The sequence below is a fragment of the Pseudomonas kitaguniensis genome, from assembly GCF_009296165.1.
In the GTDB taxonomy this organism is placed as follows: domain Bacteria; phylum Pseudomonadota; class Gammaproteobacteria; order Pseudomonadales; family Pseudomonadaceae; genus Aquipseudomonas; species Aquipseudomonas kitaguniensis.
The window spans coordinates 1-13,719 of the sequence record NZ_VUAZ01000134.1 but is presented as its reverse complement, the minus strand read 5'-3'; the positions used below and the strand labels follow the sequence as shown (position 1 = coordinate 13,719).

Below are 13,719 nucleotides of genomic sequence, written 5' to 3'. Positions count from 1 at the left end.
ATACACAACGATAAATAAATAACACCCTGGCAAAATTGCCGGGTGCAAGTCTGCCGCTTTGGCACTTCATTAAAGAATCAGACAACACGCCAGTCGCTGTGGGAGTTGTAAAAATAAACAGTCGCTCTAACTCAATTACCAGGTAGTCCTTAACAAAATAACAAAGGTAACTTGTACTCCATCGCTGTAGGAGAATTCACAAACCGCTTTACAACAGTGCAGAGTTAAAACTCCCTACACCTGCGAAGGCTCTATTCGTCGGCAACTTACAAAACGCGCCTACACTTCCCACAAGAATTCCCCATAGAGAGCGTCAGCGAAATTACTGAAGCACTACGCGTTGGCGGCAGCGGTCGATCGTGGCACGATGGTCGGGTTATCGACCGAGACCCCCAAACCATGCCGCAATCCCAAGCCAAGAATCTGTCCCTGATAGCCGCCATCGACCTGGGCTCCAACAGCTTTCATATGGTCGTGGCCAAGGCCCAGAACGGCGAGATCCGCATCCTTGAGCGGCTCGGCGAAAAAGTGCAACTGGCTGCCGGGATCGACGACGCGCGCCAGCTCAACGAAGAATCCATGCAACGCGGGCTCGATTGCCTTAAGCGTTTTGCCCAACTGATCAATGGCATGCCCTTGGGCGCCGTGCGAATCGTCGGCACCAACGCCTTGCGTGAAGCGCGCAACCGCGGCGAATTCATCCGCCGCGCCGAGCAGATCCTCGGGCACCCTGTAGAAGTCATCTCCGGCCGTGAAGAAGCGCGCCTGATCTACCTCGGCGTATCCCACACACTCGCCGATACCCCCGGCAAACGCCTGGTGGCGGACATCGGCGGCGGCAGTACCGAGTTCATCATCGGCCAGCGCTTCGAACCCCTCCTGCGCGAAAGCCTGCAAATGGGTTGCGTCAGTTATACCCAACGTTATTTCAAGGACGGCAAGATCACCCCGGCTCGTTATGCCCAGGCCTACACCGCGGCGCGGCTGGAAATCATGAGCATCGAGCACGCCCTGCACCGCCTGACGTGGGATGAAGCCATCGGCTCGTCCGGCACCATTCGCGCCATCGGCCTGGCCTTGAAGGCGGGTGGCCATGGCGCTGGTGAGGTCAACGCCGAAGGCCTCGCGTGGCTCAAGCGCAAACTGTTCAAGCTGGGCGATGCAGAGAAAATCGACTTCGACGGCATCAAGCCCGACCGTCGCGCCATTTTCCCGGCCGGCCTGGCGATTCTCGAAGCGATCTTCGACGCCCTCGAACTGCAACGCATGGACCACTGTGATGGTGCTTTGCGCGAAGGCGTGCTCTACGACCTGCTCGGCCGTCATCACCACGAAGACGTGCGTGAGCGCACCCTCAGCTCGCTGATGGAGCGTTACCACGTTGACCTGGAACAAGCTGCCCGTGTGGAGCGCAAAGCCCTGCATGCCTTTGACCAAGTGGCCGCAGACTGGGACCTGGAAGACGGCGTGTGGCGCGAGCTGCTCGGCTGGGCCGCCAAGGTGCATGAAGTGGGCCTGGACATCGCCCACTACCATTATCACAAGCACGGCGCTTACCTGATCGAGCACTCGGACCTGGCTGGTTTCTCCCGCGAAGACCAACAGATGCTGGCGTTGCTGGTGCGCGGCCATCGCCGCAACATCCCCAGGGACAAGTTTGCCGACTTCGGCGACGAAGGCATCAAGCTGATTCGCCTGTGCGTGCTGCTGCGTTTTGCGATTCTGTTCCACCACATCCGTGGCACCCAGGAAATGCCCCAAGTGACATTGCGTGCCAACGGCGACAGCCTGGACGTGGTGTTCCCGAAAGGCTGGCTGGATGAGAACCAACTGACCCAGGCAGACTTCGCCCAGGAAGCCGACTGGCTGACGCGGGTGGGGTTCAGCCTGAACTTGCGTTAAGCCGATCTAAAACACACTGCAAAAAAAATGTGGGAGGGAGCAAGCCCCCTCCCACATTTTTGAGACCCAACAGGCGTTTAGTTCACCGACAGAATCGGGCTGCCAAGCTTCTCCAGCAAGGTTGCCTGGGCACTGCGCGGGTTTTGGTTGCCGGTCGGCGTGTTGCGCACGTAACGGCCGTCCGACTGCAGGCTCCAGCTGTGCGTGTTGTCGGTGAGGTAGCTTTCCAGCTCCTTCTTGACCCGCATGATCAACTTCTTGCCTTCTACCGGGAAGCACGTCTCGACGCGCTTATCGAGGTTGCGCTCCATCCAATCGGCACTGGAGAGGAACATCTGTTCTTCGCCGCCGTTGAGGAAGTAGAACACCCGCGTGTGTTCCAGGAAGCGGCCGATAATCGAGCGCACGTGGATGTTGTGCGAGACCCCGACAATGCCTGGCCGCAAGCAGCACATGCCACGCACCACCAAGTCGATGCGCACGCCGGACTGGCTGGCCTTGTACAGCGCGCGGATGATCTTCGGATCGGTCAGCGAGTTGAACTTGGCGATGATGTGCGCCGGTTTGCCGTCGAGGGCGAACTGGGTCTCGCGGGCAATCATGTCGAGCATGCCCTTCTTCAGGGTGAACGGCGCGTGCAGCAGCTTCTTCATGCGCAAGGTCTTGCCCATGCCGATCAACTGGCTGAACAACTTGCCGACGTCTTCGCACAAGGCGGCGTCGGACGTCAGCAGGCTGTAGTCGGTGTAGAGCTTGGCGTTGCCGGCGTGATAGTTGCCGGTGCCCAAGTGTGCGTAACGCACGATCTCACCGGCTTCGCGGCGCAGGATCAGCATCATCTTGGCGTGGGTCTTGAAGCCGACCACGCCGTAGATCACCACCGCACCGGCGGCTTGCAGGCGGCTGGCGAGTTGCAGGTTGGACTCTTCATCAAACCGCGCACGCAGCTCGATCACTGCCGTAACTTCTTTGCCGTTACGCGCGGCGTCTACCAGGGCATCGACGATTTCCGAGTTGGCGCCGCTGCGATACAGGGTCTGGCGTACGGCCAACACGTGCGGGTCCTTGGCAGCCTGGCGCAGCAGGTCGACCACCGGCGTAAACGACTCGAACGGGTGCAGCAGCAGGATGTCCTGCTTGCTCACCACGCTGAAGATGTTCTCGCTGTTTTGCAGCAGTTTCGGGATCTGCGGGGTGAACGGCGTGTATTGCAGCTCCGGGTGGCTGTCCAGGCCGGTAATGCTGAACAGACGCGTCAAGTTCACCGGACCATTCACCGTGTACAGCTCGCTTTCGCTCAGGTTGAACTGCTTGAGCAGGTAGTCCGACAGGTGTTTGGGGCAAGTGTCCGCCACTTCAAGGCGCACCGCATCGCCGTAACGGCGCGAGAACAGCTCGCCGCGCAGTGCACGGGCCAAGTCTTCGACGTCTTCGGAATCCAGCGCCAGGTCGGCGTTACGGGTCAGGCGGAACTGGTAGCAGCCTTTCACCTTCATGCCCTGGAACAAGTCATCGGCATGCGCGTGGATCATCGACGAAAGGAATACATAGTTGTCGCCAGCACCCCCTACCTCTTCCGGTAACTTGATGATGCGTGGCAACAGACGCGGTGCCGGGATGATCGCAAGGCCGGAGTCGCGGCCGAAGGCATCAATACCTTCCAGTTCGACGATGAAGTTCAGGCTCTTGTTCACCAGCAGCGGGAACGGGTGCGTCGGGTCGAGGCCGATCGGGGTGATGATCGGCGCGATCTCATCGCGGAAATAGCGGCGCACCCAGGTTTTGATCTTGGTGGTCCATTGGCGACGACGAATGAAGCGGACCTGATGTTTTTCCAGCTCCGGCAGCAGGATGTCATTGAGGATCGCGTATTGGCGATCCACATGGCCGTGCACCAGCTCGCTGATACGTGCCAGCGCTTGATGCGGCTGCAGGCCGTCGGCCCCGGCTTGCTCGCGGGCAAAAGTAATTTGTTTCTTGAGGCCGGCAACGCGAATCTCGAAAAACTCGTCCAGGTTGCTGGAGAAAATCAGCAGGAATTTCAGCCGTTCCAGCAGCGGATAGGACTCATCCAGTGCCTGTTCCAGCACGCGGATATTGAATTGCAGTTGTGACAGCTCGCGGTGGATGTACAGGCTACTGTCATCCAGGTTGGTGACGGCGGCAACCGGGGCCGGCGCGGGCGCTTCGGCCACCACTACAGGCGGGGCCGGCTCCAGCTCCGGTGGGGTTTCAGTGACTTTTTCCACCACCGGGTGAGCGTCTTTTACGGCAACTTCTGAAAGGCCTTCGGTATTCATCGAGTGTTCCTGTGAGGGCTATTGTTGCTCTCTAAGCAATTGGGCGGCGCGGGCGGCGAAGTAGGTCAGAATGCCATCAGCGCCAGCACGTTTAAAGGCAGTTAGGGATTCCAGGATCACCCCTTCACTCAACCAACCATTCTGGATCGCGGCCATGTGCATGGCGTATTCACCGCTGACCTGATAGACAAAGGTCGGCACTTTGAATTCCTCTTTAACCCGGTAAAGGATGTCCAGGTAGGGCATTCCGGGTTTGACCATCACCATGTCGGCACCTTCGGCCAAGTCGGCGGCCACTTCGTGCAGGGCTTCATGGCTGTTGGCCGGGTCCATCTGGTACGACGCCTTGTTGGCTTTGCCCAGGTTCAGCGCCGAACCGACCGCGTCGCGGAACGGGCCGTAGTAGGCGCTGGCGTACTTGGCCGAATAGGCCATGATTCTTACGTTAACGTGATCGGCCAGTTCCAACGCTTCACGAATTGCCTGGATACGACCGTCCATCATGTCCGACGGCGCAACCACCTGTGCACCTGCCGCCGCGTGGGACAACGCCTGCCTGACCAGCGCATCAACGGTAATGTCGTTTTGAACATAGCCGTCTTCGTCAAGAATGCCATCCTGGCCGTGCGTGGTGAACGGGTCCAGCGCCACGTCGGTGATCACACCCAACTCAGGGAAACGCTCACGCAACGCACGGGTAGCGCGCTGGGCGATGCCTTGCGGGTTCCAGGCTTCGGCAGCATCGAGGGACTTGAGTTCAGGCGGCGTTACCGGAAACAACGCCAGCGCCGGAATGCCAAGCTCAACCCACTTCGCCGCCTCGATCAGCAGCAGATCAATCGTCAAGCGCTCCACACCCGGCATCGACGCCACAGCTTCCCGACGATTTTCGCCGTCCAGCACAAACACCGGCAAAATCAGGTCATCCGTCGTCAACACGTTTTCACGCACCAGGCGACGAGAAAAATCATCACGCCGATTGCGCCGCAGACGCGTGGCCGGGAATAGCCGATTGGCAGGGGTAAAGCTCACGACAGACTCCTGAGCCCGCGTTACGGGCGAGCGTTGCAGTTATAAGCGGCCATTATGACGAACGAATGACAGTTGTGCTTATCGACGCAACCTGTAGGTGCATTCGTCATTTCTGTAAGAATTGTTCACTTCGTGACACATCTCGATACTTTCATGAATGTTCGTGAAGGCGTAGGCTGCGCGTTCATTTCGCCAGCACCCTAGACCATGCTTCAACAATTTCTGCATGACTTCGGCTACTTTGCCCTCTTCCTCGGGACGTTCTTCGAAGGCGAGACCATTCTGGTGCTCGCAGGCTTCCTGGCGTTCCGTGGGTACATGGACATCAATTTTGTGGTGGTCGTTGCCTTTTTTGGCAGCTACGCCGGCGACCAGCTTTGGTACTTCATGGGGCGCAAACACGGCCGCAAATTGTTGGCGCGCAAACCGCGCTGGCAATTGATGGGCGACAAGGCCCTGGAGCATATCCGCAAGCATCCCGACATCTGGGTGCTGAGCTTCCGGTTCGTCTACGGGTTGCGCACGGTGATGCCCGTGGCGATCGGCTTGTCGGGCTATCCGCCGGTGCGCTATTTGATCCTCAACGGTATCGGCGCAGCGGTCTGGGCCGCAGCGCTGGGCGCTGCGGCTTACCACTTTGGCGCGGTGCTGGAAGGCATGCTCGGCAGCGTCAAGAAATACGAGCTGTGGGTGTTGGGCGTCCTGGTGCTGTTGGGCTTGGGCCTGTGGTTGCGCCGCCGTTTCAAGAACGCGCGCATTGCCCGCCAGGCCTGCGCGGATGCCAAGGCCCGGCTCGCCGCCGAGCCTGCCACCGAGCCTGCCGCGGGCGACGCACCCAAAACACCTGTGGAGTAAGCCGGTCTCTGCAGCCGTAGAGACCGACCCTGCAGAGCAGGCTGCCACTCAACAGCGCAGCCAGCCACACCCGTGGCTATTCAGCGCCACACCCAACGTAAGCCGTCCAAACGCCATCACGCCCCACCCGCGGGCCAGTGCTGTGGTGGGCGACCCCGCGCCGACGCCAAACCGTCAGCCGCAAATAATGAACACCCCGCCATCATTGCGATCCATGTAAAGAGCGTTCTGTGCAGGGCTGAGCCCGATGTTTTTTGTTACATCAAATTAGGGGTAGTGGCAGCAGATCCCAATGGCAACCGATGACAAATTAGTAGACATTTAACGCCAAGAAATAGGGAGACATACTCATGAGCAAAAAAATTGCGGTGATCCTTTCCGGCTGTGGCGTGTATGACGGCGCCGAGATCCACGAAAGCGTGATCACGCTGCTGCGCCTGGATCAGCGCGGTGCTCAGGTCCAATGTTTTGCGCCAAATATCGCGCAACTGCACGTGATCAACCACCTCACCGGTGAAGAAATGCCCGAGTCTCGCAACGTGCTGGTGGAGTCGGCACGCATTGCCCGCGGTGAGGTGAAGGACATTGCGCAGGCCAACGCCGACGCGTTCGATGCGCTGATCGTGCCTGGCGGGTTTGGCGCAGCAAAAAACCTGTCGAACTTTGCCGTCGAAGGCGCCGGTTGCAGCGTTAACCCACAGGTGCTGGAACTGGCTGAAGCCTTTGCCGAAGCCGGCAAGCCAGTGGGGCTGATCTGCATCTCCCCGGCGCTCGCCGCGAAGATCTACGGCCCAGGCGTCACCTGCACCATCGGCAATGACGCCGACACTGCGGCCGCGCTCGACAAGATGGGCGCCACCCACCGCGAATGCTCGGTTGAGGATATTGTCGAAGACACGGCACGCAAATTGGTAAGCACCCCGGCGTATATGGTGGGCAAGAGCATCAGCGAGGTTGCGTCGGGCATTAACAAACTCGTAGATCGCGTGTTGGAGCTGACCCACGAGAACGACTGACCCGCGTGACAAGGCCTTCTGTGGCTGATGGCCACAGCTCAGGCCTGGCGCATCAACTTGGTAAGAATTCGGTCCAGGGCATTGGCAAACGCTTGCTTGTCCTTTTCCCCATGCGGCGGTGGCCCGCCGCCCATTTGCCCCTGCTCGCGCAGGTCCGTGAACAAGTTACGCACCGCCAGCCGCTCGCTCATGTTCGCCGGGCTGAACTCCTTGCCGCGCGGGTCTAGCGCGGTCACGCCCTTCTTCACCAGCCGGTCAGCCAATGGCACATCACTGCAGATGACCAGCTCACCGGGCACCGCGTGTTCTACCAGGTAATCATCTGCCGCGTCCGGGCCGCTGGGCACCACGATCAGCTTCACACAAGCAAAGCTCGGCTTGATCTGGCTTTGCCCCGCCACCAGCACCACCTCGAACTGGCGCTTGAGGGCAAACTTCACCACTTGGTCCTTGGCCGCCCGAGGGCAGGCGTCCGCATCGATCCACACGCGCATATACACTCCTCACATCGACACGGTCCGTACCCGCTTAAGCGGTCACGCGGCGTTTCTCGGCCAGCCGGCTGCGGCCATACAGCAGCACAATCGCCAGGATCGCCACGGCCTGCGCACTCAGCGAGTACGCATCGGCATGAATGCCCAGCCAGTCGAAGTCAAAGAACGCCACCGGCCGCGTGCCGAAGATGCCCGCTTCCTGCAGTGCCTTGACGCCATGGCCTGCGAACACCACCGACAGCGCGCACAACAGCGCCGCGTTGATGCCGAAGAACAACGCCAATGGCAGCTTCGCCGAACCCCGCAGGATCACCCATGCAAGGCCCACCAGCAGCACCAACGCCGTGGCGCCACCCGCCAGCACCGCGTTGTGCCCGGCGGGGCCGGCTTGCAGCCACAGTGTTTCGTAAAACAGGATCACTTCGAACAGTTCGCGATACACCGAGAAGAACGCCAGCATCGCAAAACCGAAGCGCCCACCACCGCCCACCAGGCTGCTCTTGATGTAGTCCTGCCAGGCCGCTGCGTGCCGCCGGTCGTGCATCCACACGCCCAGCCACAGCACCATCACGCTGGCGAACAACGCCGTGCAGCCTTCGAGCAATTCGCGCTGGGCACCGCTGACGTCAATCACATACGCCGCCAGCGCCCACGTCGCCAAACCGGCCAACAGCGCCAGGCCCCAGCCGACGTTTACACTGCGCACCGCCGATTGCTGGCCGGTGTTACGCAGGAACGCGAGAATCGCCGCCAGCACCAGAATCGCTTCCAGGCCTTCGCGCAGCAGAATCAACAGGCCCGAGATGTAGCTCAACGACCAGCTCAGGCCATCACTGCCCAGCAAGCCGGCGGATTCAGTGAGCTTGGCCTTGGCCACGTCCAGGCGCAATTGCACCTGCTCGACCGGCAGGCCGTCCTGCAACGACTGCCGATAAGCCATCAGGGCTTTCTCGGTGTCCTTGCGTACGTTCGCGTCGACGTTGTCCAGAGAGCTTTCGACCAGCTCAAAACCTTCCAGGTACGCCGCCACCGACAGGTCGTAGGCCTGCTCGTGATCACCGCTACGGAAGGCGGCGAGGCTCTTGTCCAAGGTGCTGGCAGTGTAATCGAGCAACTGCGCCGGGCCACGTTTGACCTGCGGCGGTTGCGCGCGCTGTGCGCGGAAGGTCGCAGCGGCGGCAGGGCCATTTGCAGCCAGCACTTCATTAGGCGTCTGGCGGGCCAGGTCGGCGAGGTTGAACGGTTGTTCGGTTTTTGCGGCAGCCGGGTCCGCCGTGAAGCTGGCGATGTAGGTGGCCAGGTCCCAACGCTGACGGTCATCCAATTGGTCGGCGAAGGACGGCATATCAGTGCCTTCGACGCCAAGACCAAGGGTGCTGTAGATCGCGTAAAGGCTCAGGCGGTCCATCCGCGCAGCATCGCGCAGGTTGGCGGGCGCTGGCGTCATGCCCACGCTGGCAGGGCCATCACCGGCGCCGGCAGCGCCATGGCACACCGAGCAATGCTGTGCGTAAAGCGGGGCACCACGCGTGGGTCGGGGGTGATCGCCGGGGCCTGGCTGACTTCATACGCCACCGCCAGCCTGGCGCCCAGTTGACGGGCTTGGCGCGCAACTGTTGCGCCGTCCTGGCGCGCCGTCACCGCCGCTAACAGGTCATCGACGCCCTGGATCAACTCTGCACGTTGCGGCCTTTGCGGCAGTTCAGCCACCAAGCTCTGCAACACACGGAGGAACTCCAGTTGCTCGCGGTATTCAGTTTCATCGATAACCTTGCCCGCCTCTACCGTCGGCGGGTAGTCAGCGCCAATGTAGTCCAGTAAATGCAGGGCTTGCGGAGCCCCCTCAGCAGTTGCGGCCAGCAGAGTGTTGCTGCACGCCATAAGGGCCGGCAACAGCAACCATGCAAGAAAACGGAACGGCGCAATCATCAATCAATCTCAAGGGGAAATAAGAAGTAACACATTGTTGAACGTTAAGCGAAAAACACCAAGCGAATGTTGCAGCGCCGAAACCAATGCGGGAGCGGGCTTGCTCGCGATGGCATCAACCCGGGGTACCTGATGGCCCGAGGTGTCTGCATCGCGAGCAAGCCCGCTCCCACAAATAAGCGCTTTTGATCTAACCCGTAGCGGGCTCCAAATCGAGGCTTATGCCGTTGCGCGGTGCAAGCTGGCGAGAAAACCCGCAGCCCCCACGAACAACCCGGCAAATGTACGGTTCATGCGCCTTTGCTGCTTGGGCGTGCGCAGCAGCCGCAAGACTTTCGACGCGAGCCCCGTGTAACCGGCCATGACGATCATGTCGACGCAGATCATCGTCGCGCCCAGCATCAGGTATTGGCTCAACAAAGGCGCTTGCGGGTTCACGAACTGCGGCAGCACCGCCAGCATGAACACCAAGGCCTTGGGGTTGCTGGCGTTGACCAGAAAACCGCGAAACATCATCGCCAGCGGCTTGCCGATAGGGCGCACCGCCGCGCTGTCGCTCATGTCCATGGGCAGCGCTCGCCATTGCTTGATCGCCAGGTACACCAGGTACGCCACACCAAACCACTTGATCACATAGAACGCGGTAGAAGACGCCGCCAGAATGGCACCCAGCCCGCCCGCTACCACGGCGATCTGCATCGCCAGGCCCAATTGCAGGCCAATGGCGTTCCAGTAACCGCGCAGGAAACCGTATTGCAGGCCGCTGGACATCGAAGCGATAGCGCCTGCGCCAGGGGAAAGGGAGATGATCCAACTGGCCAGGAAAAATGCCAGCCATGTGTCGAGTGCCATTACACACCTCAGGGGGAAGTCAGCGGTTATGCCTAAAGCTAACTCCGCCGACCAAAGGCTGGCTATCTATTTTTACCGGCCGTAAAGGCTAGTGATCGCCGGGGAACACGTGAGTGCCCGGCCAACGCCTTACCGAACGCTGGAAGAACAGGCTATTGGGCACTTGCACCATCGCGCTGTCGGTGCCGGCGTCTGCCACTTCAATCAGCGTGGTGTAGAGCAGGTTAATTGCCACCACGCGGCCTTTTACGCCGGGTTTGTCGACGGTGTCCACCAGCTCGACGATGTCACCGAGGCGAAACGGCCCGACGGTGAAGATCAAGATGGCGCACAGCAGGTTGGACAGCACCGACCACATGGCGAAGAACGCCACGGCGGCAACTGCGACAAACCCCGACAGCGCCGTCCATAACACCGTGGCCGATACGCCAAGGCGGCCCAGCACGAAGATCAGCGCGCTGCCCATGATCAGCCAGCGCAAGCCGCCGCGCAGGGGCATCAGCAGTTGCGGCGGGAACGGGTAGCGCTCACCCAAGCGGTTGAGGCCTTTGGCGACGAAACGCTGGGCGAAGTACCCGGCCAACAGGATCAGCAGGATTTGCACGCCGACCCACAATGGCTCGACCCACTGAGTCGGCAACGGCAGTTGCAGCGCTTCCATCAGGACAGCGCCTCCAGCTCCGCTTGCAGGGTTTCCAGCAGCTCGAGGGCCTCCATCCAGGTTTCCTCCAATTGCCCTTCGCGCACCTTGAGCCTGGCCTGTTCGGCCAGCAGGTCGCGCAGCTCGTCCTTGCGCGCGGCCTCGTACACGGCGCTGTCGCCCAGGCTGGTTTCGATCTTGGCCAAGCGCTCATGCAGCTTGCCCAGCTCGGCTTCCAGCTTGTCGGCTTCACGCTTGTGCGGCGCCAACTGCTGGCGCAGTGCGGCGGCGGCCTGGCGCTGGGCTTTTTTGTCGGTTTTGTCCGGGTTGACCGGGGTGTTGCTGGTCGGTGCATTACGCAGGCGGTAATCCGTCAGCCAGCGGGCGTAGTCGTCGAGGTCGCCGTCGAACTCTTCGACCTTGCCGTCAGCCACCAGCAGGAAATTGTCGGTCGTGCTCTTGAGCAAGTGGCGATCGTGAGACACCACCAGTACCGCGCCGCTGAACTCCTGCAGCGCCATGGTCAGCGCCAGGCGCATTTCCAGGTCCAGGTGGTTGGTCGGTTCGTCGAGCAACAGCAGGTTCGGCCGGTCCCAAGCGATCAACGCCAAGGCCAGGCGGGCTTTTTCACCGCCCGAGAAATTCAACACGGGCTCATCAATGCGCGCGCCACGGAAGTCAAAACCGCCAAGGAAGTCGCGCAGTACCTGTTCACGCTCGGTCGGCGCCAAGCGTTGCAGGTGCAGCAGCGGGCTCGCTTTGGAATCGAGCGAATCCAACTGATGCTGGGCAAAGTAGCCCACCACCAGGTTTTCGCCACGGGTCAGGCGGCCGGCCAGCGGTTGCAATTCGCCCGAGAGGTTCTTGATCAGCGTGGACTTGCCCGCGCCGTTAGGCCCGAGCAAACCGATGCGTGCGCCCGGTGTGAGCTGCAGCTTGACCTTCTCCAGGATGGTTTTTTCGCCATAACCGAGGCGTGCATCCGAGAGGTCCAGCAGCGGGCTGGAGATTTTTACCGACTCGCGGAATACAAAGTCGAACGGCGAATCAACGTGGGCCGCCGACAGTTCTTCCATGCGCTCCAGGGCTTTGATCCGGCTCTGGGCCTGACGCGCCTTGGTGGCTTGGGCCTTGAAACGGGCGATGTAGCTTTCCATGTGCGCACGCTGCGCCTGCTGCTTCTCGAACGCTTGCTGTTGCTGGGCCAGACGCTCGGCGCGCGCGCGCTCGAAGGCAGTGTAGCCGCCACGGTAAAGGGTGATTTTCTTCTGTTCAACGTGGGCGATGTTATCGACCACTGCGTCGAGAAAATCCCGGTCGTGGGAAATCAGCAGCAACGTGCCGGGGTAGCTCTTGAGGAAGTCTTCCAGCCACAGGATCGCATCGAGGTCCAAGTGGTTGGTCGGTTCGTCGAGCAGCAACAGGTCGGAGGGGCACATCAGCGCCTGCGCCAGATTCAGGCGCATGCGCCAGCCGCCGGAGAAGTCGGCGACCGGGCGGTCCATCTGTTCGTTGGTAAAACCAAGGCCGGCAAGCATTTTGCGCGCACGCGCGTCGGCGGTGTAGCCGTCGGCACTGTCGAGTTCCGAGTGCAGGCGGGCTTGGGCGGCGCCGTCCTGTGCGTTCTCGGCCTCGGCCAGATCACGTTGTACCTGGCGCAAACGCAGGTCGCCGTCGAGCACGTAGTCGACCGCAATGCGGTCCAGCGTATCGATCTCCTGGCGCATATGCGCAATGCGCCAGTCGGCAGGCAGCAAGCAGTCCCCGGAATCCGGGGTCAGCTCACCCAGCAACAAGGCGAACAACGTGGATTTGCCGGCGCCATTGGCACCGATCAGGCCGGCTTTGTGACCGGCGTGCAGGGTCAGCTCGGCGTCTTCAAGAAGACGTTGCGGGCCACGCTGTAATGTTAGGCTTTGAAGTCGGATCATAATGGCGGCGGAGTCTACCAGCTTCGTTGGCCGCTGGCTTGGGTGTGAATATGTGCGCTGACCTGTGGAGCTTTGCCCTTTCGACTTACGCTCGCCCGGGCGTCGAGGCTGCTTGCCTGCGCCTGCAGGAAAACGGCGCGAATGTGTGCCTGTTGCTGTGTGGCGCGTGGCTGGAGCAGCGAGGTGTGGCGCCGACAGCCGAGCGCATGCAGGCGCTTAAACAGCTCGCCGAGCCTTGGCAGGCAGACGTGGTCGAACCCTTGCGGCAGGTACGCCTGCAATGGCGGGCCATGGCGCAGCAGGATGAACAATTGGCGACGTTACGCGAGCGGGTCAAAGCCCTGGAGCTGGACGCCGAGCGAGCGTTGTTGGCGCGCCTGGAGGCAATGGCGCAGGTATGGCAGACAGGTGAGTCGAGGGGGCAACACAGATGGCTCGAAGGCTTGGCGGCCGAAGCCGCCAACCTTCACCACGACGCGCTGCTGTCGCTGCGCGTCGTGACCACCAGCACTTAGGAAGCGCTGGTTGGGGTAGTGCTTGGCGCTGCCGGTGCTGGCGTGGTGCTCGCCGGCGCAGTTGCAGCGGTGGACGCTGCGGGGGTAGTTGGCTTGGCGGCGGCCGGCTGGGCAGCTGGTTTTGCAGCAGCAGGCTTGGCGACTGGTTTGGCAGCAACGGTTTTAGCAACTGGCTTAGCGGCTGGTTTGGCAGCAGTTGTTTTAGCAACTGCTTCGCGGCTGGCTTGGCAGCAGCGGTTTTGCAGCTGGCTTG

Annotated in this window: 10 protein-coding genes and 1 pseudogene; 4 read left to right on the top strand and 7 right to left on the bottom strand. The window is 61.0% G+C overall.

Annotated features, from left to right (window positions below; all coding sequences use genetic code 11):
- Positions 1-399: 399 nt before the first annotated feature.
- Positions 400-1,902, top strand: coding sequence for an exopolyphosphatase (ppx, locus tag F0169_RS21585; RefSeq protein ID WP_058413781.1), 1,503 nt, complete (start codon positions 400-402; stop codon positions 1,900-1,902).
- 77 nt (positions 1,903-1,979) lie between these two features.
- Here the strand turns inward: ppx and ppk1 are convergent, their stop codons facing one another.
- Both ppk1 and hemB read right to left on the bottom strand, forming a co-directional pair.
- Complete coding sequence (gene ppk1 / locus F0169_RS21580) at positions 1,980-4,202, bottom strand: polyphosphate kinase 1 (protein ID WP_058413782.1); 2,223 nt, start codon at positions 4,200-4,202, stop codon at positions 1,980-1,982.
- Between the two features lie 18 nt (positions 4,203-4,220).
- A complete protein-coding gene (gene hemB / locus F0169_RS21575) occupies positions 4,221-5,234 on the bottom strand; it encodes a porphobilinogen synthase (protein ID WP_172979511.1) in 1,014 nt (337 codons plus the stop codon).
- A 207-nt stretch (positions 5,235-5,441) separates the two neighbouring features.
- On the opposite strand from hemB, the gene F0169_RS21570 reads away from it, so the two are divergent.
- Both F0169_RS21570 and elbB read left to right on the top strand, forming a co-directional pair.
- Positions 5,442-6,089 carry a DedA family protein gene (locus F0169_RS21570; protein WP_152747573.1) on the top strand — a complete coding sequence of 216 codons (648 nt, stop codon included), beginning with the start codon at positions 5,442-5,444 and terminating at the stop codon, positions 6,087-6,089.
- Positions 6,090-6,439: 350 nt separating this feature from the next.
- A complete protein-coding gene (gene elbB / locus F0169_RS21565) occupies positions 6,440-7,105 on the top strand; it encodes an isoprenoid biosynthesis glyoxalase ElbB (RefSeq protein ID WP_058413785.1) in 666 nt (221 codons plus the stop codon).
- A gap of 38 nt (positions 7,106-7,143) precedes the next feature.
- On the opposite strand, the gene F0169_RS21560 is transcribed toward elbB, so the two are convergent.
- The 5 genes and pseudogenes from F0169_RS21560 to F0169_RS21540 form a co-directional block, all read right to left on the bottom strand.
- On the bottom strand, positions 7,144-7,599 hold the full coding sequence (locus F0169_RS21560; protein ID WP_058413786.1) for a YaiI/YqxD family protein: 456 nt from the start codon (positions 7,597-7,599) through the stop codon (positions 7,144-7,146).
- Between the two features lie 34 nt (positions 7,600-7,633).
- Positions 7,634-9,528 (bottom strand): annotated as a pseudogene (locus F0169_RS21555) (FTR1 family protein).
- A gap of 219 nt (positions 9,529-9,747) precedes the next feature.
- Positions 9,748-10,380 carry a LysE family transporter gene (locus tag F0169_RS21550; RefSeq protein ID WP_058413788.1) on the bottom strand — a complete coding sequence of 211 codons (633 nt, stop codon included), beginning with the start codon at positions 10,378-10,380 and terminating at the stop codon, positions 9,748-9,750.
- Positions 10,381-10,468: 88 nt separating this feature from the next.
- Entirely contained in the window at positions 10,469-11,041 is a 573-nt protein-coding gene (locus F0169_RS21545) for a mechanosensitive ion channel family protein (protein WP_152747572.1), read from the bottom strand.
- The gene (locus F0169_RS21540) at positions 11,041-12,951 is read right to left on the bottom strand and encodes an ATP-binding cassette domain-containing protein (RefSeq protein ID WP_099234939.1); all 1,911 of its coding nucleotides are present in this window, start codon (positions 12,949-12,951) and stop codon (positions 11,041-11,043) included. Before F0169_RS21540 ends, F0169_RS21545 begins: the two co-directional genes overlap by 1 nt.
- A 50-nt stretch (positions 12,952-13,001) precedes the next feature.
- Between F0169_RS21540 and F0169_RS21535 the strand changes: the two genes are divergently transcribed.
- Complete coding sequence (locus F0169_RS21535; RefSeq protein WP_152747571.1) at positions 13,002-13,466, top strand: TIGR02444 family protein; 465 nt, start codon at positions 13,002-13,004, stop codon at positions 13,464-13,466.
- The last annotated feature ends 253 nt before the right edge of the window (positions 13,467-13,719 follow it).

Bases quoted from the DNA above. Each gene is read 5' to 3' on its own strand.
- ppx (WP_058413781.1), top strand. From the start codon at position 400: ATGCCGCAATCCCAAGCCAAGAATCTGTCCCTGATAGCCGCCATCGAC.
- ppk1 (WP_058413782.1), bottom strand. From the start codon at position 4,202: ATGAATACCGAAGGCCTTTCAGAAGTTGCCGTAAAAGACGCTCACCCG.
- F0169_RS21570 (WP_152747573.1), top strand. From the start codon at position 5,442: ATGCTTCAACAATTTCTGCATGACTTCGGCTACTTTGCCCTCTTCCTC.
- elbB (WP_058413785.1), top strand. From the start codon at position 6,440: ATGAGCAAAAAAATTGCGGTGATCCTTTCCGGCTGTGGCGTGTATGAC.
- F0169_RS21560 (WP_058413786.1), bottom strand. From the start codon at position 7,599: ATGCGCGTGTGGATCGATGCGGACGCCTGCCCTCGGGCGGCCAAGGAC.
- F0169_RS21550 (WP_058413788.1), bottom strand. From the start codon at position 10,380: ATGGCACTCGACACATGGCTGGCATTTTTCCTGGCCAGTTGGATCATC.
- F0169_RS21545 (WP_152747572.1), bottom strand. From the start codon at position 11,041: ATGGAAGCGCTGCAACTGCCGTTGCCGACTCAGTGGGTCGAGCCATTG.
- F0169_RS21540 (WP_099234939.1), bottom strand. From the start codon at position 12,951: ATGATCCGACTTCAAAGCCTAACATTACAGCGTGGCCCGCAACGTCTT.
- F0169_RS21535 (WP_152747571.1), top strand. From the start codon at position 13,002: ATGTGCGCTGACCTGTGGAGCTTTGCCCTTTCGACTTACGCTCGCCCG.